General features: G+C 71.3%; 20 protein-coding genes. 11 read left to right on the top strand and 9 right to left on the bottom strand.

The features are described from left to right. The 4 genes from ABD327_RS10140 to ABD327_RS10125 form a co-directional block, all read left to right on the top strand. A partial coding sequence (locus ABD327_RS10140) for an SRPBCC family protein (RefSeq protein ID WP_344450005.1) occupies positions 1 to 372 on the top strand: 372 nt, incomplete at its 5' end. Between the two features lie 176 nt (positions 373 to 548). Continuing rightward, positions 549 to 1,499 carry an ABC transporter ATP-binding protein gene (locus ABD327_RS10135; RefSeq protein WP_344450004.1) on the top strand — a complete coding sequence of 317 codons (951 nt, stop codon included), beginning with the start codon at positions 549 to 551 and terminating at the stop codon, positions 1,497 to 1,499. 1 nt (position 1,500) lies between these two features. Further along, on the top strand, positions 1,501 to 2,652 hold the full coding sequence (locus tag ABD327_RS10130; RefSeq protein ID WP_344450003.1) for an ABC transporter permease: 1,152 nt from the start codon (positions 1,501 to 1,503) through the stop codon (positions 2,650 to 2,652). Next, a complete protein-coding gene (locus ABD327_RS10125; RefSeq protein ID WP_344450002.1) occupies positions 2,649 to 3,815 on the top strand; it encodes an ABC transporter permease in 1,167 nt (388 codons plus the stop codon). The genes ABD327_RS10130 and ABD327_RS10125 overlap by 4 nt, the downstream gene beginning before the upstream one ends. On the opposite strand, the gene ABD327_RS10120 is transcribed toward ABD327_RS10125, so the two are convergent. Next, complete coding sequence (locus tag ABD327_RS10120) at positions 3,812 to 4,582, bottom strand: alpha/beta fold hydrolase (RefSeq protein WP_344450001.1); 771 nt, start codon at positions 4,580 to 4,582, stop codon at positions 3,812 to 3,814. The two genes, ABD327_RS10125 and ABD327_RS10120, sit on opposite strands and share 4 nt — an antisense overlap. 138 nt (positions 4,583 to 4,720) lie before the next feature. Then, positions 4,721 to 5,683, bottom strand: a complete 963-nt coding sequence (locus ABD327_RS10115; RefSeq protein ID WP_344450000.1) for an AurF N-oxygenase family protein — start codon at positions 5,681 to 5,683, stop codon at positions 4,721 to 4,723. A 129-nt stretch (positions 5,684 to 5,812) separates the two neighbouring features. Here ABD327_RS10115 and ABD327_RS10110 point away from each other — a divergent pair, with 129 nt between their 5' ends. Continuing rightward, positions 5,813 to 6,481 carry a TetR/AcrR family transcriptional regulator gene (locus ABD327_RS10110; RefSeq protein WP_344449999.1) on the top strand — a complete coding sequence of 223 codons (669 nt, stop codon included), beginning with the start codon at positions 5,813 to 5,815 and terminating at the stop codon, positions 6,479 to 6,481. A 4-nt stretch (positions 6,482 to 6,485) separates the two neighbouring features. Here the strand turns inward: ABD327_RS10110 and ABD327_RS10105 are convergent, their stop codons facing one another. Further along, entirely contained in the window at positions 6,486 to 7,100 is a 615-nt protein-coding gene (locus ABD327_RS10105; RefSeq protein WP_344449998.1) for a PepSY domain-containing protein, read from the bottom strand. Between the two features lie 106 nt (positions 7,101 to 7,206). Here ABD327_RS10105 and ABD327_RS10100 point away from each other — a divergent pair, with 106 nt between their 5' ends. Both ABD327_RS10100 and ABD327_RS10095 read left to right on the top strand, forming a co-directional pair. After that, on the top strand, positions 7,207 to 7,881 hold the full coding sequence (locus ABD327_RS10100; protein ID WP_344449997.1) for a response regulator transcription factor: 675 nt from the start codon (positions 7,207 to 7,209) through the stop codon (positions 7,879 to 7,881). 1 nt (position 7,882) lies between these two features. Beyond that, positions 7,883 to 9,322: a sensor histidine kinase gene (locus ABD327_RS10095; RefSeq protein ID WP_344449996.1), complete on the top strand. Its 1,440-nt coding sequence runs from the start codon at positions 7,883 to 7,885 to the stop codon at positions 9,320 to 9,322. A gap of 109 nt (positions 9,323 to 9,431) precedes the next feature. On the opposite strand, the gene ABD327_RS10090 is transcribed toward ABD327_RS10095, so the two are convergent. The 3 genes from ABD327_RS10090 to ABD327_RS10080 form a co-directional block, all read right to left on the bottom strand. Further along, complete coding sequence (locus ABD327_RS10090) at positions 9,432 to 9,623, bottom strand: CsbD family protein (RefSeq protein ID WP_344449995.1); 192 nt, start codon at positions 9,621 to 9,623, stop codon at positions 9,432 to 9,434. 65 nt (positions 9,624 to 9,688) lie between these two features. Beyond that, positions 9,689 to 10,138, bottom strand: a complete 450-nt coding sequence (locus ABD327_RS10085) for an SRPBCC family protein (RefSeq protein ID WP_344449994.1) — start codon at positions 10,136 to 10,138, stop codon at positions 9,689 to 9,691. Between the two features lie 45 nt (positions 10,139 to 10,183). Beyond that, entirely contained in the window at positions 10,184 to 10,333 is a 150-nt protein-coding gene (locus ABD327_RS10080; RefSeq protein WP_344449993.1) for a GPGG-motif small membrane protein, read from the bottom strand. A 288-nt stretch (positions 10,334 to 10,621) separates the two neighbouring features. On the opposite strand from ABD327_RS10080, the gene ABD327_RS10075 reads away from it, so the two are divergent. Next, entirely contained in the window at positions 10,622 to 10,801 is a 180-nt protein-coding gene (locus ABD327_RS10075; protein ID WP_344449992.1) for a hypothetical protein, read from the top strand. 15 nt (positions 10,802 to 10,816) lie between these two features. On the opposite strand, the gene ABD327_RS10070 is transcribed toward ABD327_RS10075, so the two are convergent. The 3 genes from ABD327_RS10070 to ABD327_RS10060 all read right to left on the bottom strand — a co-directional run bounded on the left by ABD327_RS10070 (position 10,817) and on the right by ABD327_RS10060 (position 13,628). Further along, positions 10,817 to 12,067, bottom strand: a complete 1,251-nt coding sequence (locus tag ABD327_RS10070; protein WP_344449991.1) for a cytochrome P450 — start codon at positions 12,065 to 12,067, stop codon at positions 10,817 to 10,819. Between the two features lie 134 nt (positions 12,068 to 12,201). After that, the gene (locus ABD327_RS10065; RefSeq protein ID WP_344449990.1) at positions 12,202 to 12,756 is read right to left on the bottom strand and encodes a hypothetical protein; all 555 of its coding nucleotides are present in this window, start codon (positions 12,754 to 12,756) and stop codon (positions 12,202 to 12,204) included. A gap of 125 nt (positions 12,757 to 12,881) precedes the next feature. Continuing rightward, positions 12,882 to 13,628: a phosphatase PAP2 family protein gene (locus ABD327_RS10060; protein ID WP_344449989.1), complete on the bottom strand. Its 747-nt coding sequence runs from the start codon at positions 13,626 to 13,628 to the stop codon at positions 12,882 to 12,884. 146 nt (positions 13,629 to 13,774) lie between these two features. Between ABD327_RS10060 and ABD327_RS10055 the strand changes: the two genes are divergently transcribed. Genes ABD327_RS10055 through ABD327_RS10045 form a run of 3 tightly spaced genes read left to right on the top strand, consistent with a single transcriptional unit; the run spans position 13,775 to position 19,256 of the window. Next, positions 13,775 to 14,782, top strand: coding sequence for a FecCD family ABC transporter permease (locus tag ABD327_RS10055; protein WP_344449988.1), 1,008 nt, complete (start codon positions 13,775 to 13,777; stop codon positions 14,780 to 14,782). Further along, positions 14,779 to 15,810: a FecCD family ABC transporter permease gene (locus ABD327_RS10050; RefSeq protein ID WP_344449987.1), complete on the top strand. Its 1,032-nt coding sequence runs from the start codon at positions 14,779 to 14,781 to the stop codon at positions 15,808 to 15,810. Before ABD327_RS10055 ends, ABD327_RS10050 begins: the two co-directional genes overlap by 4 nt. Before the next feature lie 47 nt (positions 15,811 to 15,857). After that, on the top strand, positions 15,858 to 19,256 hold the full coding sequence (locus ABD327_RS10045; protein ID WP_344449986.1) for a non-ribosomal peptide synthetase: 3,399 nt from the start codon (positions 15,858 to 15,860) through the stop codon (positions 19,254 to 19,256). Positions 19,257 to 19,280: the final 24 nt, after the last annotated feature.

Here is a 19,280-nt window from a genome sequence, read left to right as displayed (position 1 = left end):
CTGATCGTCCGCGACTTCGACGCCCCGCCCGCCCGCGTCCGCCGCGCCTGGACGGACCCCGCCCTGGCCGTCCGCTGGCAGGGCCCCAAACACGTCACCACCCAGGTCGACCCCGGCCCCGCCCCCGCCCCCTCGGGCGACGGCGAACAGCCCTCCCCCCGCCTGGCCCAGACCTACACCTACGAAGCCGCCCCCGACGCCACCTGCCTGGAGACCGTCACCTTCGAGGACCTGGGCGACGGCCGCACCCGCGTCACCTCCCTGTCGGTCATCGACACCCTGGACCACCGCGACCAGCTCACCACCCGCGGCCTGGAGCACTGGGTCACCGACGGCTACCGCAGGCTCGACGCTCTCCTCGCGGGGAGCTGACCCCGGACCGCGGCCAACCTCCGAGGCGTCTTCCGCGCCGGCCGTCCCGCTTCCATTCATCCAATTTCCGCTCATAAGGCCAAAAGTCCATAGATTTCGTCGATGTGAGCTGCCAGGTTTGGGCTGCTCGGATGCGTACTCCCGCCGAGCCGTGAACGACGAAGGACGGGAAGAGCATGGCGGAAGCCGAAGGGGTCGTTCTCCGGTGCGAGGGGCTGACCAAGAGGTTCGGAGAGCTCGTCGCGGTCGACGACCTCGGCTTCTCCATCCGGGAAGGGGAGACCTACGGGCTGCTCGGCCCCAACGGAGCGGGGAAGACCACGGCGATCTCGATGATCGCGGGGATCATGGCCAGGGACGCCGGAGAGATCCTCCTCGACGGGGAGCCTCTGACGGCCGGGAGCGTGGCGCTCAAGGCGAAGATCGGGTACGTGCCGCAGCAACTGGCCGTCTACCCGGACCTGACGGGCCGGGAGAACCTCCGCTTCTTCGCGAGGCTCTACGGACTGGGCCGGAAGGACGCGGCGCGGCGGGTCGAGGAGGTCCTCGAAGTCGTCGGGCTGGCCGACCGGGCCAAGGACCTCGCCAAGAACTACTCGGGCGGCATGCAGCGGCGGCTGAACGTCGGGCTCGGGCTGCTGCACCGGCCCCGGCTGCTCATCCTGGACGAGCCCACGGCCGGAGTGGACCCGCAGAGCCGCAACTCCATCCTGGACGGCGTCGCCAGGCTCGCCGCGGAAGGAATGGCGGTCCTCTACACGACGCACTACATGGAAGAGGCCGAACGGCTGTGCGACCGCGTCGGCATCATCGACCAAGGGAGGATCCGGGCCGAGGGCACGCAGCGGGAACTGGTCGCGCTCGTCGGTGAGCAGGACCGCGTGACGCTGACCGGCGACGGCGAACTGGAGCCGCTCACGGCACGGCTCGCGGCACTGCCCGAGGTCACCGGCGCCGGCACCGCGGACGGACGGGTCGAGGTGTTCACCCATGACGCGCGTGCGCTGCTCCCGCGGCTGCTGCACGAGGCCGAGGCGGAAGGGACGACGGTCAGGTCCGTCCAGGTCGTGGAACCCGACCTCGAGGCCGTCTTCCTGCACCTGACGGGGAAGGCGCTGAGGAACTGACATGCGCACGGCTCTGCTCATCGCGGGCAAGGACCTCAGACAGCGCCTGAGAGACCGCACGTTGCTGATGTACGCGCTGCTCCTTCCGCTCGGCCTGGCCTTCGTCTTCAACCTGGTCTTCGGCGGCGTGGGCGAGGAGACGACCTTCAAGGTCGGCGTCCTGGACGGCGACAGGGGCGCGGTGTCCGCCCAGTTCGTGGACGGAGTGCTGCGACCCGTCGAGGAGTCGGGAGCCATCGCCCTGCGAACGGTCCAGAGCCGTGGCGAAGGCGAGAAGCTGGTCGAGGACGGCGATCTGGCCGCGCTGTTCGTCATCCCGCCGGGGTTCACGGCGGCCGTCGGATCGGGCGCGGAAACCGCCATAGAGGTCGTCGGAGACGCGGACTCGCCGTTCGGCGCCCAGGTCGCGCGGTCGATCGCGACCTCGTTCACCTCGCAGGTCACCACGGTCCGGCTGGCCGTCGCACTGGTGGGAGGCGACCCGGAGGACGCCCGGCGCGCCGTGACGTCGGCCGAGGCCGTCGCCGTCCAGGACGTCGCGGCCTCCGACAAGCAGCTGGACTGGAGCACCTACATGGCTGCGGGCATGGCGGTGTTCTTCCTCTTCTTCACCGTGCAGTTCGGGGTCTCCGGCGTGCTCGAAGAACGCGAGAACGGCACGCTCGCCAGGCTGTTGGCCGCGCCCGTGTCCCGCACGTCGGTGCTCGCCGGGAAGGTCCTCCTCAGCGTGTTCGTGGGGATGGCGAGCATGGTGCTGCTCATCGTCGCGATGGCGCTGCTGTTCGGAGTGCAGTGGGGGAATCTGGTGGGGCTGGGCCTGGTCGTACTGGCGGGCGTGCTGGCCGCGACCGGGGTGATGGCCGCGGTGGCGGCGTTCGCCCGCGGGCACGAGCAGGCGGGCCAGTGGCAGGCGGTGCTGGCGATCACTCTGGGCGCGCTCGGCGGCTCGTTCTTCCCGGTGGCGCAGCTCGGCGGGGTGATGAGCAAGCTCAGCCTGATCTCCCCGCACTACTGGTTCCTGCGGGCGCTGTCGGACCTGTCGGGAGGGGCCTCGGCCGTAGACGTGCTGCCCGGCGTGGCGGCGCTGACCGGGTTCACCGTCGTCACCGGAGCGCTGGCCGCCTACGGCTGGAGAAAGAGGGTGGGCGCGTGAAGGCGCTGGCGATCGCCGGTATCGGCCTGCGGATCATGTTCCGTGACCGCAGCAACGTGTTCTTCGTGTTCCTCATGCCCTTGATGCTGATCCTCATCGTCGGCGCGGCCTTCGGCAGCGGCGGCGAGGCGCGGCTGGGCGTGGTCGTGCAGGACGGCGGGCCGCTGGCCGCACGGATGGCCGCCGAGCTGCACGAGCTGCCCGGTCTGGAGGTCAGCACCGAGGACGACGCCGGGCAGCTGGTCGCGGACGTCGAGCGGGGACGGCTGGAGGCGGGCGTCGTCATCCCCGAGGGATACGGCGAGGCGGTGCGGACCGGCTCTGCGGGCACCCTGCGGTTCGTGAGCCGGCCGGGCCTGACGGGGACCCTGGTGGGCTTCAACGTCCGGGCCGCCGCGGGACGGGAGGCCGAACGGCTGAAGGCCTCCCGTTACGCCGCGGCGGAGCAGGGCGGTTCGCTCGACGACACCCTGGCCAGGGCGGATCGGACGGCGCGGTCGCTTCCCGGGGTGACGGTCGACGTCACCACCGTCGGGGAGGAGAACGCCTACGCGAACTCGAGCCAGTTCGACGTGGGGGCCGGCCAGCAGCTCGTGCTGTTCATCTTCCTGACCGCCATGAACGGCTCGATCGTGCTGATCGTCTCCCGCAAGTTGGGGATCGCCGGCCGGATGCTGTCCACTCCCACCCCGGTGCGCACCATCCTGGCCGGGGAGGCACTGGGGCGGATCGGTCTCGCGCTGTTCCAGGGGCTGCTGCTCATGGGAGGGTCCGCGCTGCTGTTCGGCGTCGACTGGGGCTCTCCATGGGGCGCGGTCGGCCTGCTGGTGGCCTTCTGCCTGGTCGGCGGCGGCGCCGCGATGGTGGCGGGGGCGGCTTTCCGCACGGAGCAGCAGGTGGGTGCGATCGGCATCTTCCTCTCGCTCGGCCTGGCCGCGATCGGAGGTTCGATGATGCCGCTGGAGTTCTTCTCCCCGGCGCTGCGCACCGCCGCGTTCTTCACGCCGCACGGCTGGGCCAACGACGGTTTCGCCACCCTGGTCCTCGAGGACGGCGGCGTGGGCGACATCCTCCCGAACCTGGGCGTGCTGCTGGCCTACGCCGCCGTGCTCTTCGCGCTGGGCGCCTGGCTGCTGCGCCGCTCCCTGATGTCGGCGCGTTAGCGGCTGCCGCGCAGCAGCACCTTCGCGACCAGGTCCGGGGCGTCGACCATCGGGACGTGGCCGCAGCCGGGGAGCCGGAAGTGGCGGGCGTGGGGGAAGCGGCGGCGGGCCACGGACGACTGGTAGAGCGGCAGGACGAGGTCGCGCCGCGACCAGGCGATGGCGACGGGGACGTCCGGGGAGATCACGGCGCGCAGGGGCTCGCGGTCGTCGGTGAAGCGCTCGATCGTCGGCAGGGCGCGCAGCAGGCCCCGGAAATCGCCGAGGGCGAGTTCGGGCAGGGTGGTGTGGGGGCGGGTGTGGATCCAGGAGAACAGCAGGGCGCGGCCGGCCTTGGTGGCGAGCACACGTTCGGCGCGGGGTTCGACCCTGCTTGCGATGGCTGAGATGGACTGGAAGAGGAAGCGGGTGTAGGCGTGCTCGGCGTCGGAGCTCCAGAAACCGGCGGGCGAGAGGGCCACGGCGCTGCGGGCCGCGCCTTCCGCCGCGAGTTCCAGGGCGAGCCTGCCGCCCAGGGAGTTGCCCGCCACGTGCGGCCGGTCCAGCCCGAGGCGGTCGAAGAGGACGCGGAGCTCCTTGCGCATGGCCTCGACGGGGTTCCCGGGGCCGAGCTCGGGCGACTCGCCGTGCCCCGGCAGGTCCACCAGGACGACCTCGCGCTCGGCCGTCAGCCGGTCCAGCACCGGATACCAGCCCTGCCTGCGGTGGGACAGCCCGTGCAGCAGCACCAGCGGCTCACCCGTCCCGACGCGCTCATAAGCCAGCATGCCCACTCCCGTCCACCGACCAATTCATCCCAGTTGCAACTGGGATGGTAGCGCCCTGGTTGTACGCTCTGTCTAGCGGTGAACGCGTAATTTGCTCAGTGGGTGCTGGCGAGAACGACGAGGTTCGGGAGTCCGCCGTCAGGCGGGGAGGTAACCGGCCTTCGTCCATATTTCGCGGGCGCGGCCGTCCAGGTAGCCGATCTCCTCCAGGAAGCGCGTGGCCTTGGAGATGAGCCACTGCTCGGTCCGGCGGCGGTGCGGGCTGAGGCGGGCGACGCGGCGGGCGAGGTCGGGGTCCAGTCCGACGGCCGTGTAGCAGGACGGGTGGATCACGCTGCTCAGCTGGAGGCGCATGCCGCGGGCGAAGCCGGCGGCCCTGAGCCGTCGCCAGGCGGGGGAGCGTCGGACGACCTGCCGTTTGAGCTCCTCCCGGGCGAACCTGATGTGCCGCGCCTCCTCGATGACGTGGATGCGGGCGACCTGCCGGAAGAGGGGGTGCAGGGCGTCGTCGGCCATGACGACCCGCTGGAGGGAGTCGGTGTACTCCTCCACCACGAGCGCTCCGGCGAACACCATCATCGGATCGTCGATCAGCGCGAGGAACCTGGCCATGGGCGCCTGCCAGAACGGCACTGGGGAGGGCTCCAGGCCGAGGGTCTCGACGGTGCGGGCGAACATCCGGGAGTGGCGGCACTCGTCCTCGACCTCGATGAGGGAGTACGCCCAGTGCGCGGTGCCGTACCGGGTGCTCCCGGCGTGGCTGATGAGGGCGCCCATGAGGGCCAGCTCGGCGCTGATGCCGAAGGTGAGGATGCTGCACAGCTCGCGCTTGGACAGCTCGACCCGCTGCCGGTGCGTCATCCGGTCCCACAGCGGCGTCTCGTACAGGGACACCATGGCGGGAGGAAGGTAGAAGCGGTCGGGGTCGGCCACGACGTCCCAGTCGACGTCCGTGTCGGGGTCGAAGGAGTGCTTGCGGGAGGTCCTGATGAGGCGCTCCGCGGTGAGTTCGCGTTCCTGGAGCTCCAACGTGTGGTCGCCGTCCTTGCAGCGGACGTGCGCGGTCCAGTTCTGTCTGCCGGGAGCGATCGCGGTCCCCATGGCGGCTCCTATCCGGGTCTGCACGGCTGGGAAAGCACCGTCATGTACAGAAGATACATACTTCGTTCGTTTGTATCTAGAGCCCGGCTGCGGCACGATGTGGGGGTCGGGAGCGGGGAAGGCGGAGGCATGTTCGCTGAGCTGGTGAGACAGGCACTCGCCGCGCCCGAGTCAGAGCCCGCGGACGAGTTCCGGCAGCGGATCCTGGACGCCGCCCTCGCCCAGTTCACCGACTTCGGGCTGCGCCGCTCCACGATGGAGGACGTGGCCCGCCGCGCCGGCCTGTCGCGGGTGACGGTCTACCGGCGCTTCTCCGGCAAGGACGAGCTCATGGAGGCGGTCGTCCTGCGCGAGGTGAGGCGGTACTTCGACGGGCTCACCGAGGTGCGCTCACGGGCCGCCGACGCCGAGGAGCGCGTCGTCGAGAGCGCGGCGTTCAGCATGAGCCACCTCCGAGCGCACCCGCTGCTGCGCCGGCTCATCGACACCGAGCCGGAGGCGATCGTCCTCCGGCTCAGCAGCGAGGGCGACTCGCTGCTGAAGACCGCGCACGAGTTCACGTCCGCGATGATCCTCGACGAGGTCTGCGGGTCGCGGCCCGTCCCGCCCGGCATCGCCGAGCGCGTCGGCGTCCTCGCCGAGGTCTGCGTCCGCCTCATCCTGTCGTTCGTCCTCAACGACCGCGGCGTGATCCCGATGAGCACCGTCGACGACGCCCGCGAGTTCGCACGCCACTACGTGGCGCCCGTCTACGCCGACCTCATCGCGAGGGCCGCGGCCGCGGAGGAGCCCGCCTGACGGATCAGTCGTCGTCGTTGTCGTCATCGTCGTCGGCGGGCGCGATCCGGCTGGAGACGACCTTGCCGTCGGCCGCGTCGACGAAGACCTCGTGGACGACGCCTCCGCCGTCCTTGACCTCGACCTTCCAGGCGGGCTTGTCGCCGGCGTCCTCGAACTCCACCGAGGTGACGGTTCCGGCGACGGATCCGACGGCGGCGGACGCGGCCTGGGCGGCGGGGACCTTGGCGGCCTTCAGCGCGTCGGCCTCGGCCTTGTCGAGGGCCTTCTCCTGAACCGAGTCATCGGAGTCGTCCGAATCGTCGTCGGAGGCCTCCCGGACGACCTTGCCCTTGGCGTCGATCTCCGCGTCGTGCCAGGATCCGTCCTCGGCCAGCACCTCGAGGTCCCAGCCGGACCCGTCGTCCTCCAGCTCCACGGACCCGACGGTGCCCTTGACCGCCTCCTGCGCCTTGGCGATCGCCTGCTCGACCGTCAGGTCGGTCCTGGCGGGCTCGCTTCCGGTGACGGTGCGGGTGACCTGCTCCCGGGTGTCGTCGTCGGCCAGCGCCACGGCGGTCCCGCCGCCCAGGGCGACGACTCCGGCGGTGGCGATCACGATCAGGGTCCTCTTCTTCATGGCCTCTCTCCTTCTGCTGCGATGTCTCCACCGTGCCTGAAGGGCGCTGAAGATCCGCTGAAGCGACCTGAAGCCCGCTTCAGGTTCGATTTGGCAAGCTGGCGGTATGCGACTGCTGATCGTGGAGGACGAACGCCGCCTGGCCGTCTCGCTCGCGCGGGGCCTGACCGCCGAGGGGTTCACCGTGGACGTCGTCCACGACGGCGCCGAGGGCCTGTACCGGGCCGCCGAGGAGGAGTACGACCTCATCGTCCTCGACGTGATGCTCCCGGGAATGAACGGCTACCGGGTCTGCTCGGCCCTGCGCGCCGCCGGGGACGAGACCCCGATCCTCATGCTCACCGCCAAGGACGGAGAGTACGACGAGGCCGAGGGCCTGGACGTGGGCGCCGACGACTACGTGACGAAGCCGTTCTCCTACGTCGTCCTGAGGGCGCGTATCCGCGCGCTTCTGCGCCGCCGTACGAGGGGAGGCTCGCCCACGGTCACGATCGGCGATCTGCGGGTGGAGCCGGACGCCCAGCGCGTCTTCAGGGGAGAGGAGGAGATCGTCCTGACCTCCCGGGAGTTCGCCGTCCTCGAACATCTCGCCCTCCACGCCGAGCAGGTCGTCTCCAAACGGGAGATCCTGGAGCACGTATGGGATTCCGCCTACCGGGGCGATCCCAACGTCGTGGAAGTGCACATCAGCGCACTGCGCCGGAAGTTGGACATCCCCTACGGGCGCAGGTCGATCGTGACGGTGCGCGGTGCGGGCTACCGGCTGACGGCCGGAGGATGACATGAATTTCGGTTCGGTACGCGCGCGCACCACGCTCGGCTCCACCGTCGTCGTGGCGCTCGTGCTGGTGGTCACGGGGCTGCTCGTGGTGCTCTCACTGCGCAGCGACCTGGTCCGTACGGCGGACCTGGAAGCCGAGGTGGGGGCCCGCAGGGTCGCCTCGCAGATCGCGGGCGGCGTGGCGTTCGGTGATCTGCGGCTTCCCGACGAGGACGAACCCGTCCAGGTGATCGGTTCGAGGGGCGAGGTCGTGGCGGCGACGGAGGATCTGACGTCCGTCGCGGGCACCCGGGGGACCTCACCCCGCCAGTACGACCTGGACGATGACGACGATCGAGCCGATCAAGACGATCTTGATACTGACGACCCGAACAGGGGAGAGGTCTCCACCAACGCGGTCTTCAGCACGCGTGACGCCACGGTCGACGGTGTCACGGACGAGTACAGGTTCGCCGCCGTGGAGGCCACCAGCCCCGGAGGTACGACCGTCCTGGTCTACGCGGGAACGGATCTGACGACCACGCGTAACGCGATCTCCGCCACGGTCCGTTCGATGCTCCTGGGGCTGCCTCTGGTGCTGCTCGTCGTCGCGGCGGCCACCTGGCTCGTCACCCGGAGGGCGCTGCGTCCCGTCGAGGCGATCCGGGGGGAGATGGCGTCCATCACAGAAGCGGGTGATCTGGCCCGTAGAGTGCCCGTCCCGGACTCCCGCGACGAGATCGCCCGGCTGGCGGCGACTACCAACCGGACGCTCGCCGCCCTGGAGTCCTCGGTCGAGCAGCAGCGGCGTTTCGTCGCCGATGCCTCGCATGAGCTGCGCAATCCGATCGCGTCCCTGCGCGCCCAACTGGAGATAGCGCTCGAGCACCGGGAACTTCTGGATCTTCCCGGAGCCGTCGAGGACGTGCACCGGCTGCAGCAGCTCACCACGGACCTGCTCCTCCTCGCCCGGATGGACGCGGGGGAGGCACGACCACCCGCTTCGGTGATCTCCTTGACGGAGCTGGTGGCGGACGAGCTGGCGGCCAGGCCGGATACCGACAGGGTCCCGATCATCGTCGATCTGGAAGAGGGCATCCGGGTCGAAGGCCACCCCAGGCGGCTCGCCCGCGCGTTGTCCAACCTGGTGGACAACGCGCAGCGCCACGCCCACTCGGAAGTGAGGGTGGCGCTGCGCGGTCGAGGAGACCGGGCCGTCCTGCGCGTCTCCGACGACGGGGAGGGAATCCCTCCCGCCGACCGGGAACGGGTCTTCGGGCGTTTCGTCCGTCTCGACGATGCCCGGACCCGGGACGAGGGCGGTGCCGGTCTCGGTCTGCCCCTGGCACGTGAGATCGTGCGATCCCACCACGGCACGCTTCAGGCGGTCGACCCCGAGGTCCGGGGCGCCGTCCTCGAGATCACCCTGCCCCTGATACCCGCCGGAAAGGCGGAAGGGTGATCTCGGCCGATGCCGTGTCCGTAAAGGCAGAAGAGAGAAGGGAGACCGCGAGACCCCCGACATCGCGGCCTCCCTGGCTGTTCACCGGCGTTTCCGCCGGCGGGGCCGGTTACCGGGTGCTGCGCCGGATGTCGCGAGCGGCGTCCTTCACGCGCTCGCCGACCTGCTTGGCGCCGCCCCGGAGGCGGTCGGCCTGGCCTTCCGCGGCCAGTCCGGGGTCGCGGGTATCTCGGCCGAGGTTCTCCTTGGCGTGACCCTTGCCGATGGTCGCCTTGTTGCGAAGCTTGTCGAAGAAGCCCATTGTCTCAGCCTTTCTTTTGGCCTTCTGGATATGCTGGGTATTCGAAGAGCGTGTAGGGGGAGACGTCAGCTGACGTCGCCGCGCCAGCCGCCGGTGGACAGCCCCCGGCTCTCGATGAAGTCCTTGAAGCGGCGCAGGTCGCCCTTGACCCGGCTCTCCACGATGTGCAGTTTGTCGGCGGCCTGCTCGGCCAGGCCCTCGGGCTCGAAGTCCATCTGGAGCATGACCCGGGTGGTTCCGTCGCTGATCCGGTGGAAGGTGACGACCCCGGCCTGCCGCGGCTTGCCCAGCGTGTGCCAGGCGACGCGCTCGTCGGGGTGCTGCTCGTCGATCTCGGCGTCGAACTCGCGCTGGACGCCGGCGATGCTGGTCTTCCAGTGGGTGCGGGTCGGCGTGACCTGCTCGATCCGCTCGACCCCCTCCATGAATTTGGGGAACTCCTCGAACTGGGTCCACTGGTTGTAGGCAGTGGTGACCGGAACGTCGACCTCGATCGACTGCTCGATGGTGCTCACTCTTCTTTCCTTCCTTTCTTTTGGACCTTTTCCGGGTCCTCTGGATTAGGGATTGAAGATACTGACGCCGCCGGGTCCGATGAGGAGACCGACCACGATGAGAATGATGCCCCACAGTAGGTCCCTGCGCGCCAGCAGGGTGTAGAGGCCCGCTATCACGAAGATCACTGCGATGATCCAAAGAATTGTCGCCATGATTTTTGGATGCCCGGGGTTTCCTCGAGTAAACACATGAAGGTGGAATGATCTGTGCCGCAGAACGGTGGGATCATGGTCAAGGGGCAGCATTGCCGCAGGTCAGAGAGTATTCCCGCAGCGCGGGGCCGGGCCCTAGATTTTCCTTGACCCGCCGGTCCGTGATGATCGATTTCTTATAGTGACCGAACCGAGATGTGAGCTGCCTTACGTTCGCCCGATAGGTGATTCATGGACGGTTAATGAGAAAGGGTTCGACGCGCGCGGGCGCGGGCATAGGAGGTCACCATGGACGAGAAGAAGGAATCCGGCGGCAGGCCGGAGAGCGAGCGCGCCGCCGAGCGCGTGTCGGACGCGCTGGAGCGGGGCGTGCCCCAAGAGGAGCTCGACCCGGCGGACGCCGAACGGGCCGCGCATGCCACGGTCTCTCCGCAGCCGGAGCCGGACGAACGCCCCGAAGGGCCCTGACCGCACGGGCCGTGCTCAGGACGCGAGCGTGACCGGCAGCTCCGTGAAGCGGCGGAGGGCGAGGCCGGGACCGCGGACGGGCCGCCCCGCCGGGGCGCAGCGCGGATAGCCGGTCACGAGCCGCCGGAGGAAGACCTCGAGCTCCAGCCGGGCCAGATGGGCGCCCAGGCAGGAGTGCGGCCCCGCCGCGAACGCCAGGTGCGAGGCGGCTCGGGTGACGTCCAGCCGGTCCGGGTCCTCGTGCCGGGCCGGATCCCGGTTGGCGGCGCCGAGCAGGGCGAGCACGGTCCGGCCGGGCTCCAGGTCGATCCCCAGGAAGGCGGTCGGTTCCAGGACGCGGCGGGCGTCCGCCTGTACGGGGGCGTCGTAGCGCAGGAGCTCCTCCACCGCGACGCCGGCCAGCGAGGGATCCCGGCACAGGACGTCGAACTGGTCGGGGTGGGCGAACAGGGCGGCCAGGGCGTTGCCCAGCGCGTGGGAGGTCGTCTCGACGCCGGCTCCGAACAGCAGGAAGCACGCCCCCACCGTCTCCGCCTCGGTGAGCGCGTCGTCGGCGCGCGAGGCGGCCAGCCGGGAGAGCAGATCGTCTTCCGGTTCGGCGCGGCGGGCGGCCAGGAGCCCGGTGAGATAGCCGGTCAGGTCCGCCTGGGCGGCGAGGGCCCGGTCCCGGACTCCCGGAGCGGTGCGGGGCCCGAGCGCCGCGCCCAGTTCCAGGACCCGGGGGACCAGCCAGGCCCGGTCCTCCTCCGGCACGCCCAGCAGGTCGGCGATCACCTGGACCGGCACGGGAAGCGCGAACCCGGTGACGAAGTCGGCTCCGGGGGCCTCCGCCAGCGCGCGCAGGGCCGCGTCCGTCCGGGCGGCGACGGCCCGGCGGAGCGCTTCGACGTGGCGTCCCGCGAAGGCGGAGGAGACCAGGCGCCGCAGCCTGGCGTGGTCGGGCGGGTCGGCGAACAGCATGCTGTCCTGCACGGACCGCAGCGCCAGGGCGGGCTCGTCCGGGGGGAGGGCCGTCACGCCGAAGCCCAGCACCTCGCCGCGCCTGCCGAGGAAGCGGTGGCGCAGGGCGGCCTCGCAGTCGGCGTGGCGGGTGAGCACGAGGGTGCCGTCCCGGGTCAGCAGGACGGGGGCCGTCTCGCGGAGGCGGCGGTAGCGGGGGTAGGGGTCGGCCTCTCCCAGGCCGAAGGCGATCTCGTCGAAGATCCGCTCCGCTCCGGGGTCTCTGCGGGCGAGGGCGGAGAGGGCGCTGCCGGAGGCAGGGGGCATGAACCGGTCCTCCTGTGCCGGGGGTGGGCGGAACCGTGTCCCCAACCTCCTCCTCGCGCCGGGGGCGGTCAAGGGCCTTCCGGGGCGGACGAAAGAAGGCCGGCGGCCCGAAGGGCAGGGCCGCCGGCCGGGTGTCAGGAGGACCTGACGTCGCCCTTGGGCCGGACGCCCCTGGGCAGGAGCTTCCGCGCCCTGGGCTTGCGCGCGGGCTTGATCTCACGCGGCTTGTACGTCTCGTACCGCTGCTTCTTCTTCTTGTCGTACAGGTGGATGTGCAGGTCCTGGCCCTGCTTCTGCCTCAGCTTCTCCTGCCTGTTCCGGTGCTCGTGGCGGCTCTCGTTCCGGTGCTCGTTCTTGTAGGCCTTGTAGGGCCAGTCCGACTGGAGGTCCCACCACTCCGGGCAGTCCTCCAGGCTCTGGATCCTTCCGTCCACGCCGTCGATGACGTCGCGGAAGCCGTGCCTGTCGGTGTAGGCGCGGTGCTGGAGATGCCTGGTGAACTGCGCGGAGTCCCGGCGCACCTTCAGCAGCTCGTACGGATGCGACAGCGAGGACGTACGGTGGCAGATCTTCACCAGGCCGCGGCCGGACCCGATGCCCGGATCGGCCGCGGCGACCGCACCCTGCCCGCAGGCAAGGACGATCGCCAGCGCGCCGGCGATCGCGCCGGCGCCTCGAGATGTTCTCATTTGCGCGTCTCCCTCCGCCACGCTGTTGATCACGCGGCGGTCCTCACTTTAGGTAATCGGGTGAACGCGAAGAGATCTGACACGCGGCCGCTCGCGTGTCGCCGGGCAGAGGGCCCGCGTGCGGGTCAGGAGGTGAGCCGGTGGCCGCCCTCGGGGACGGGCGGGGAGCCGAGGCCGAGCCGGGCCAGCAGCGGGGCGACCACCAGGGCGAACGGTGCGGCGAGCAGCAGCAGGCCCGCCGCCGACCAGGAGGCGCCGAGGATGGATCCGGCCAGCACGTCGTGCGGGTAGTGCACGCCCACCGCGACGCGCAGGACGGCGGCGGCCAGCCCGAGGGGCAGGACGAACGCGGCGAGGCGTGGGCGGAGCAGGGCGAGCCCCACCGCGGCGCCCACCGCGAGGGTGGTGTGGTTGCTGGGGAACGACCAGTCGCCCAGGGAGGGGCAGGGCGCGACGGCGGCCGAGTCCTCCAGGGCGCGGCACGGCCGCTCCTGGTAGACCAGCAGTTTCAGGCCCTCGCTGAGCGCGTACGCGCAGACGGTGCCGAGGCCCAGCGTCATGGTCCCGGCCACGGTGCGCGCGTCGCCGCGGCGGACGGCCAGCGCCCAGACGACGACGAGGGTCAGGGCCACGAGCGCCACGGAGGCCTCGGAGCCCAGCTCCAGCACGGTGTGCATCCAGGAGGGGGTGCCCTCCGCGGCCTCGGTCAGCGTCCGGTAGACCGAGACCGAGAACCCGCTTCGGACCCGCAGGGGTTCGTCGCCGCCGCTGCCCGCGGGCGCGAGCAGGAGGGCGCTCGCCGCGCCCACTCCCAACAGGATGAGACCGGCGGGGAGGCGACGGCTGAGATAGGTTCCGGAGTCCAGTGCCATAGGGGTTGATTCTATGGAACGAACGGGGCCGAAATCCTTGGTCGACGCCAGGGGAAGGCCGGATGAACGGGCGGTTCGCGGCGGCCGCCGGGCGGAGGGGGAGAACTCCCGCCGGGATCCGATTAGCTTAGGCTAGCCTAAGCCGCGTGCCTGTTTCCGGTGGGATGTCGCGGTGGACGGTGCTGCTCCTGCTCGTCCTGACGCTGGCGGGGGCGGTGGTCGCGAGCTTCGCGTTCGGGGCCAAGCACATTCCCTTCGGCGAGGTCGTCGACGGGCTGCTGTCGCCCGACGGGGCGGAGAACTCGCTGATCATCCGCGAGGAGCGGCTGCCGCGCACGGTCCTGGGGATCGCGGCCGGGACGGCGCTGGGACTGGCCGGGACGCTGATGCAGGCGCTCACCCGCAACCCGCTGGCCGAGCCGGGCCTGCTGGGCGTGAACTCGGGCGCGGCGCTGGCCGTGGTGCTGGTCATCGGACTGCTGCGGGTGGACGAGGCCCTCGTCTACGTGTGGGCGGCGCTCGCCGGCGCGGCGGTGACGGCGGTGCTGGTGTACCTGCTCGGGTCCAGCGGGAGGTACGGGGCGACGCCGGCGAAACTCGTCCTGGCCGGGGTGGCCGTCAACGCGGTCGCCGTCGGTGTCACGACCGGGGTGATGCTGCTGATCCCCCGCGCCTTCAACGGGTTCCGCTTCTGGCAGGTCGGCTCGCTGGGCGGCCAGGACCTCGGCGTCGTGCTGCGGATCCTCCCGTTCCTGGCGGTCGGTCTCCTTCTGGTGGCGCTGCTGGCCGGGCCGCTCAACACGCTGGCGCTGGGCGACGAGGCGGCCCGCTCGCTCGGCGGGCGGCCGGGACTGATCCGGGCGGCGGGAGGGCTGGCGGTCGTCCTGCTCTGCGGCGGGGCGACGGCGGCGGCCGGGCCGCTGTTCTTCGTCGGGCTCGCCGTCCCGTTCGCCGCGCGGGCGCTGGCCGGCACCGACCACCGCTGGATCCTCGCCTACTCCGCGCTCCTGGCGCCGGTCCTGCTGCTGGGCGCCGACGTCCTCGGCCGGCTCCTGGGCTCTCCCGGCGAGCTGGAGACGGGGCTGGTCACCGCCTTCCTCGGTGCTCCGCTGTTCATCTTCATCGTCCGGCGTGGAAAGGTCCCGCAACTGTGAACGGAGCGCTGCGGGCGGGCAAGGTGAGGACGCGCGGAGCGCGGGTCCCCGTACGGACGTTCTCCGTCTGCCTCGGGCTCGCCGCGGTCGCGTTCGCGGCCTCGGTGCTCGTCATCGGGTCGGGGGACCTCCCGATCCCGTCGGCGGACGTCGTCCGGACGCTGACGGGCGAGGGCACGCAGGTGCACCGGTTCATCGTGACGGAGCTGCGGCTGCCGCGGGCCCTGACCGGGATCCTGGTGGGGCTGGCGCTCGGGCTCAGCGGCGCGGTGTTCCAGAGCCTGTCGCGCAACCCGCTGGGCAGCCCCGACCTCATCGGGTTCACCACCGGGGCGGCGACGGGCGCGCTGGTGCAGATCCTGGTGGTGGGCGGCGGGACGGTCGCGATCGCCGTCAGCTCGGTGGGCGGGGCGGTGCTGACGGGCATGGCGGTCTACCTGCTGGCCTATCGCGGCGGCGGCATGCAGGGGCACCGCCTGGTGCTGGTCGGCGTGGGCATCGCGGCGATGCTGGAGGCGCTCAACTCCTACCTCATCACCCGGGCGGAGCTGCGGGAGGCCTACCAGGCGGCGTTCTGGCTCACCGGGAGCCTGGAGGGCCGCGACTGGGACCACGTGAAGGCGCTGGGCGTCGCGCTCGCGGTGCTCGTCCCCTTCACACTCGCGCTGGGCGGGCGGCTGCGGATGGTGGAGCTGGGCGACGACGTGGCGCGTTCGCTGGGGGAGCGGGTCGAGCAGAGCCGGGGGCTGGCGGTCGCGGGCGGGGTGGGGCTGGTCGCGGTGGCGACCGCCGCGTCGGGCCCCGTGGCGTTCGTCGCGCTGGCCGCGCCGCAGCTCGCGCGGCGGCTGACCCGGGGTTCGGGGCCGCAGCTGCTGCCGTCGGCGCTGATGGGCGCGGCGCTGCTGGTGGTGAGCGACCTGATCGCGCTGCGGCTTCCGGTGCGCCTGCCCGTGGGCGTGGTCACCAGCGTGCTGGGTGGGGTCTACCTGGTCTGGCTGCTGGGGATCGAGGGCCGCCGGGAGCGTTGACGGCCCCGCACCCCTGTCTTAGGTTAGCCTTACCTAAGCTAAGGGGTGTGTCTGTGCTGACCAGAGAAGAACTGCGGGAAGCGCTCGCCGGGATGCTCGGCGAGCGGGCCGAGGACCAAGACAATCTGATCGAGCTGGGCATGGACTCGATCAGGCTGATGGGCCTGACCGGGCGGTTGCGCAAACGCGGCGTCGAGGTGAGCTTCGCGGAACTGGCCGAACGGCCGACGCTCGCCGAATGGTGGGAACTGCTCGCCGAACGCGGCGCCATAGAGCAGCCGGCGGCCGCGCCGGAGACCGCGGAAGAGGATCCGGCTGAACCGGAAGGCCCCTTCCCGCTCGCCTTGATGCAGCACGCCTATTGGATCGGCCGGGACGACGGGCAGCAGCTCGGCTCCGTGGCGGCGCACCTCTACGTGGAGCTGGACGGCGCGGACGTCGATCCCGTCCGGTTCGAGGAGGCGGTCCGCGCACTGGTCGGACGTCACGCGATGCTGCGGGTCAGCGTCGGGGACGACGGCACCCAGCGGATCCTGGACGAGCGGCCCGGCCCCGCCGTGCTCGTCAACGACCTGCGTTCGGCCGCCGACCCCGGAGCCGAACTGGAACGGCTGCGCGAGGAGATGTCGGTTCAGCGGCTGCCGATCGAGGAGGGGCGGGTGTTCGACGCCCGCCTCAGCCTCCTCCCGTCCGGCGGGACGCGGCTGCACCTGGACGTCGACATGGTCGCCGCGGACGCGATGAGCTACCGCGTCCTCCTCGCGGACCTCGCCGCGCTGTACGAGGGCGAGACGCTCCAGCCGATCGGCTACAGCTACGCCCGCTACCTGGCTGCCGACCCCCGCGCCGAGGCCCGTGAACGGGACCGGAAGTGGTGGGCGGAGCGGCTCGACGACCTCCCCGGCGCGCCGGAGCTGCCCGTCGTGCCGCGCCCCGGCGACCGCGTCGTGCGCAAGCACCACTGGCTCTCCCCCGAAGACCGGCGCGGGTTCGTCGAACGCGCGCACCGCGAGGGCGTCACCCCGGCCATGGCCTTGGCGGCCGTCTTCGCGGAGACGATCGGCGCCTGGTCGGCGAACTCCCGTTTCATGCTGAACCTGCCGCTGTTCCAGCGCGAGCCCGTCCACCCCGAGGTGGACAGCCTCGTCGGCGACTTCACCGGCTCGATCATGCTGGAGGTCGACCTGACGTCCGAGCTGACGTTCCGGGAACGCGCGCGCGCCCTGCAGGCGAAACTGCACACGGCCGGGACGCACAGCGACTACTCCGGGCTGGAGGTGCTGCGCGACCTGTCACGCGCCAGAGGAGAGCAGGTCCTCGCGCCCGTCGTCTACACGAGCGCGCTGAACCTCGGCGAGCTGTTCGGCGACGGCGTCCGCAGGGTGTTCGGGGAACCGGCGTGGATCATCTCCCAGGGGCCGCAGGTGCTGCTGGACGCGCAGGTGACCGAGGTGTCCGGCGGTCTGCTGCTCAACTGGGACGTGCGCGACCCGGCGTTCCCCGAGGGCGTCGCCGACCTCATGTTCGAGGCGTACACCTCGGCCATCACCCGGCTCGGCGCGCCGGACGCGGACTGGGACCTTCCTCTCGGCCTCGGCGTCACGTCCGGGCAGCTGGAGCTCCGGGAGCGCCTCAACTCCCTGCCCGCCCTGCCTGAACGCACCCTGCACGAGGCGTTCTTCGAGCTCGCGGCCCGTACGCCCGACGCCCCGGCCGTGTACTGGGGAGACTCCGGCACGCTGACGTACGGCGAGCTGGCGGACCGCGCGCTGCGTGTCGCCGCTTCGCTGGTCGCCGAAGGCGTGAAGCCCGGAGACCGCGTCTCCGTGGAGCTGCCGAAGGGCGCGGAGCAGGCGGCCGCCGTGCTCGGCGTGCTCGCGGCGGGAGCCGCGTACGTACCGATCAGCCCCTCGCAGCCTCCGGCACGCCGCGACAAGATCCGCGCCTCGGCCGCCGTCGCCGCCTCGCTCGTCCCCGGTGAGGACCGTACTTCGGCCGAGCCGCTGGCCGCTCCCGTCCCCGGGCAGGCCGGGCAGGTCGCCTACATCCTGTTCACCTCGGGTTCCACCGGCGAACCCAAGGGCGTGGAGGTCTCGCACCGCGCGGCGGCCAACACGATCGACGACCTCATCGAGCGCTATGCGCTGTCCGCCTCGGACGTCACGTTCGGCATCTCCGCGCTGGACTTCGACCTCTCGGTCTTCGACCTGTTCTCCGTCTGGTCGGCGGGCGGCGCGATCGTCCTCCCGGACGAGGAGGAGCGGCGTGACGCGGCCCGCTGGGCCGAACTCGTAGAACGCCGGTCAGTGACCGTGCTGAACTGCGTACCGTCCGTTCTGGAGATGCTGCTGTCGCAGGAACGGCCCGTGCCTTCGCTGCGCCTGGTCCTGCTCGGCGGAGACTGGGTCGGCACCCACCTGCCCGGAATGCTGGAGAAGAGTGCTCCCGGCTGCCGTTTCGTGGCGCTGGGCGGCACGACGGAGACGGCCATCCACTCCACCGTCCAGGAGGTGGCCGGAGACGTCCCGTCCGACTGGACGTCCGTCCCCTACGGTGTGCCGCTGCGCGGTGTCGCCTGCCGTGTCGTGGACGACCAGGGCCGCGACCGCCCCGACTGGGCGACCGGCGAGCTGTGGATCGGCGGCGCGGGCGTGGCCGAACGCTACACCGGAGACCCCGAACGCACCGCGGACCGCTTCGTGGAGTACCGGGGACGCCGCTGGTACCGCACCGGGGACCTGGCCCGCTACCGTCCCGACGGGACGCTGGAGTTCCTAGGACGTCGCGACCACCAGGTGAAGATCCGAGGGTTCCGCATCGAGCTGGGCGAGGTGTCCGCCGCGCTGGAGGCCCACCCGGCCGTCCGCCGCGCCGTGGCCCTGGTGTCGGGCAACCGCCTGGCCGCGGCCGTGGTCCGCGAGGAGCCCGCGGCGGCCCTGGACGACGCGGAACTGCTGGAGCACGCGGCCACTCTGCTCCCCCCGCACATGGTCCCCGAACTGCTGGTCACCCTGGACGAACTGCCTCTCACCGCCAACGCGAAGATCGACCGCCGGGCCCTGGCCGCGCTCGTCGCCGCCGAGACCGGGACCGGCGGCGCCCAGGTGCCGCCGCGCACCGCGCTGGAGAGGCTCATCGCCCGGACGATGGCCGAGGTGACGGGCACTGTGTCCGTGTCAGTGGGCGCGGACTCGGACTTCTTCGCCCTGGGCGGCGACTCCGTCCTCGCGACGACGGTCATCGCGCGGCTCCGGGAGGCCCTCGACACCACCTCCCTCCCCGTCCGCGTCCTGTTCGCCGAACGCACCGTGGAGCGGGTGGCCCGCCGCCTGAACGAGCTGGAACGCACTCCCGGCCGGCTGGAGGCCATCGCGGACATCTGGCTGTCCGTCGCGGACATGTCGGAGGAGGAGTTGGCCGCCCAGCTCACCTCGGACGGGTCCTGACGCGCGTCCGGAGAGGCGCGACGG

It is taken from the genome of Actinocorallia aurantiaca (genome assembly GCF_039533685.1).
Lineage (GTDB): Bacteria > Actinomycetota > Actinomycetes > Streptosporangiales > Streptosporangiaceae > Actinocorallia > Actinocorallia aurantiaca.
This window is presented reverse-complemented; position numbering and strand designations above follow the sequence as displayed.

Excerpts from the sequence above, each read along its gene's own strand:
- ABD327_RS10135 (WP_344450004.1), top strand. The coding sequence starts at position 549 with ATGGCGGAAGCCGAAGGGGTCGTTCTCCGGTGCGAGGGGCTGACCAAG.
- ABD327_RS10130 (WP_344450003.1), top strand. The coding sequence starts at position 1,501 with ATGCGCACGGCTCTGCTCATCGCGGGCAAGGACCTCAGACAGCGCCTG.
- ABD327_RS10120 (WP_344450001.1), bottom strand. The coding sequence starts at position 4,582 with ATGCTGGCTTATGAGCGCGTCGGGACGGGTGAGCCGCTGGTGCTGCTG.
- ABD327_RS10115 (WP_344450000.1), bottom strand. The coding sequence starts at position 5,683 with ATGGGGACCGCGATCGCTCCCGGCAGACAGAACTGGACCGCGCACGTC.
- ABD327_RS10110 (WP_344449999.1), top strand. The coding sequence starts at position 5,813 with ATGTTCGCTGAGCTGGTGAGACAGGCACTCGCCGCGCCCGAGTCAGAG.
- ABD327_RS10105 (WP_344449998.1), bottom strand. The coding sequence starts at position 7,100 with ATGAAGAAGAGGACCCTGATCGTGATCGCCACCGCCGGAGTCGTCGCC.
- ABD327_RS10100 (WP_344449997.1), top strand. The coding sequence starts at position 7,207 with ATGCGACTGCTGATCGTGGAGGACGAACGCCGCCTGGCCGTCTCGCTC.
- ABD327_RS10095 (WP_344449996.1), top strand. The coding sequence starts at position 7,883 with ATGAATTTCGGTTCGGTACGCGCGCGCACCACGCTCGGCTCCACCGTC.
- ABD327_RS10090 (WP_344449995.1), bottom strand. The coding sequence starts at position 9,623 with ATGGGCTTCTTCGACAAGCTTCGCAACAAGGCGACCATCGGCAAGGGT.
- ABD327_RS10080 (WP_344449993.1), bottom strand. The coding sequence starts at position 10,333 with ATGGCGACAATTCTTTGGATCATCGCAGTGATCTTCGTGATAGCGGGC.
- ABD327_RS10075 (WP_344449992.1), top strand. The coding sequence starts at position 10,622 with ATGGACGAGAAGAAGGAATCCGGCGGCAGGCCGGAGAGCGAGCGCGCC.
- ABD327_RS10070 (WP_344449991.1), bottom strand. The coding sequence starts at position 12,067 with ATGCCCCCTGCCTCCGGCAGCGCCCTCTCCGCCCTCGCCCGCAGAGAC.
- ABD327_RS10065 (WP_344449990.1), bottom strand. The coding sequence starts at position 12,756 with ATGAGAACATCTCGAGGCGCCGGCGCGATCGCCGGCGCGCTGGCGATC.
- ABD327_RS10060 (WP_344449989.1), bottom strand. The coding sequence starts at position 13,628 with ATGGCACTGGACTCCGGAACCTATCTCAGCCGTCGCCTCCCCGCCGGT.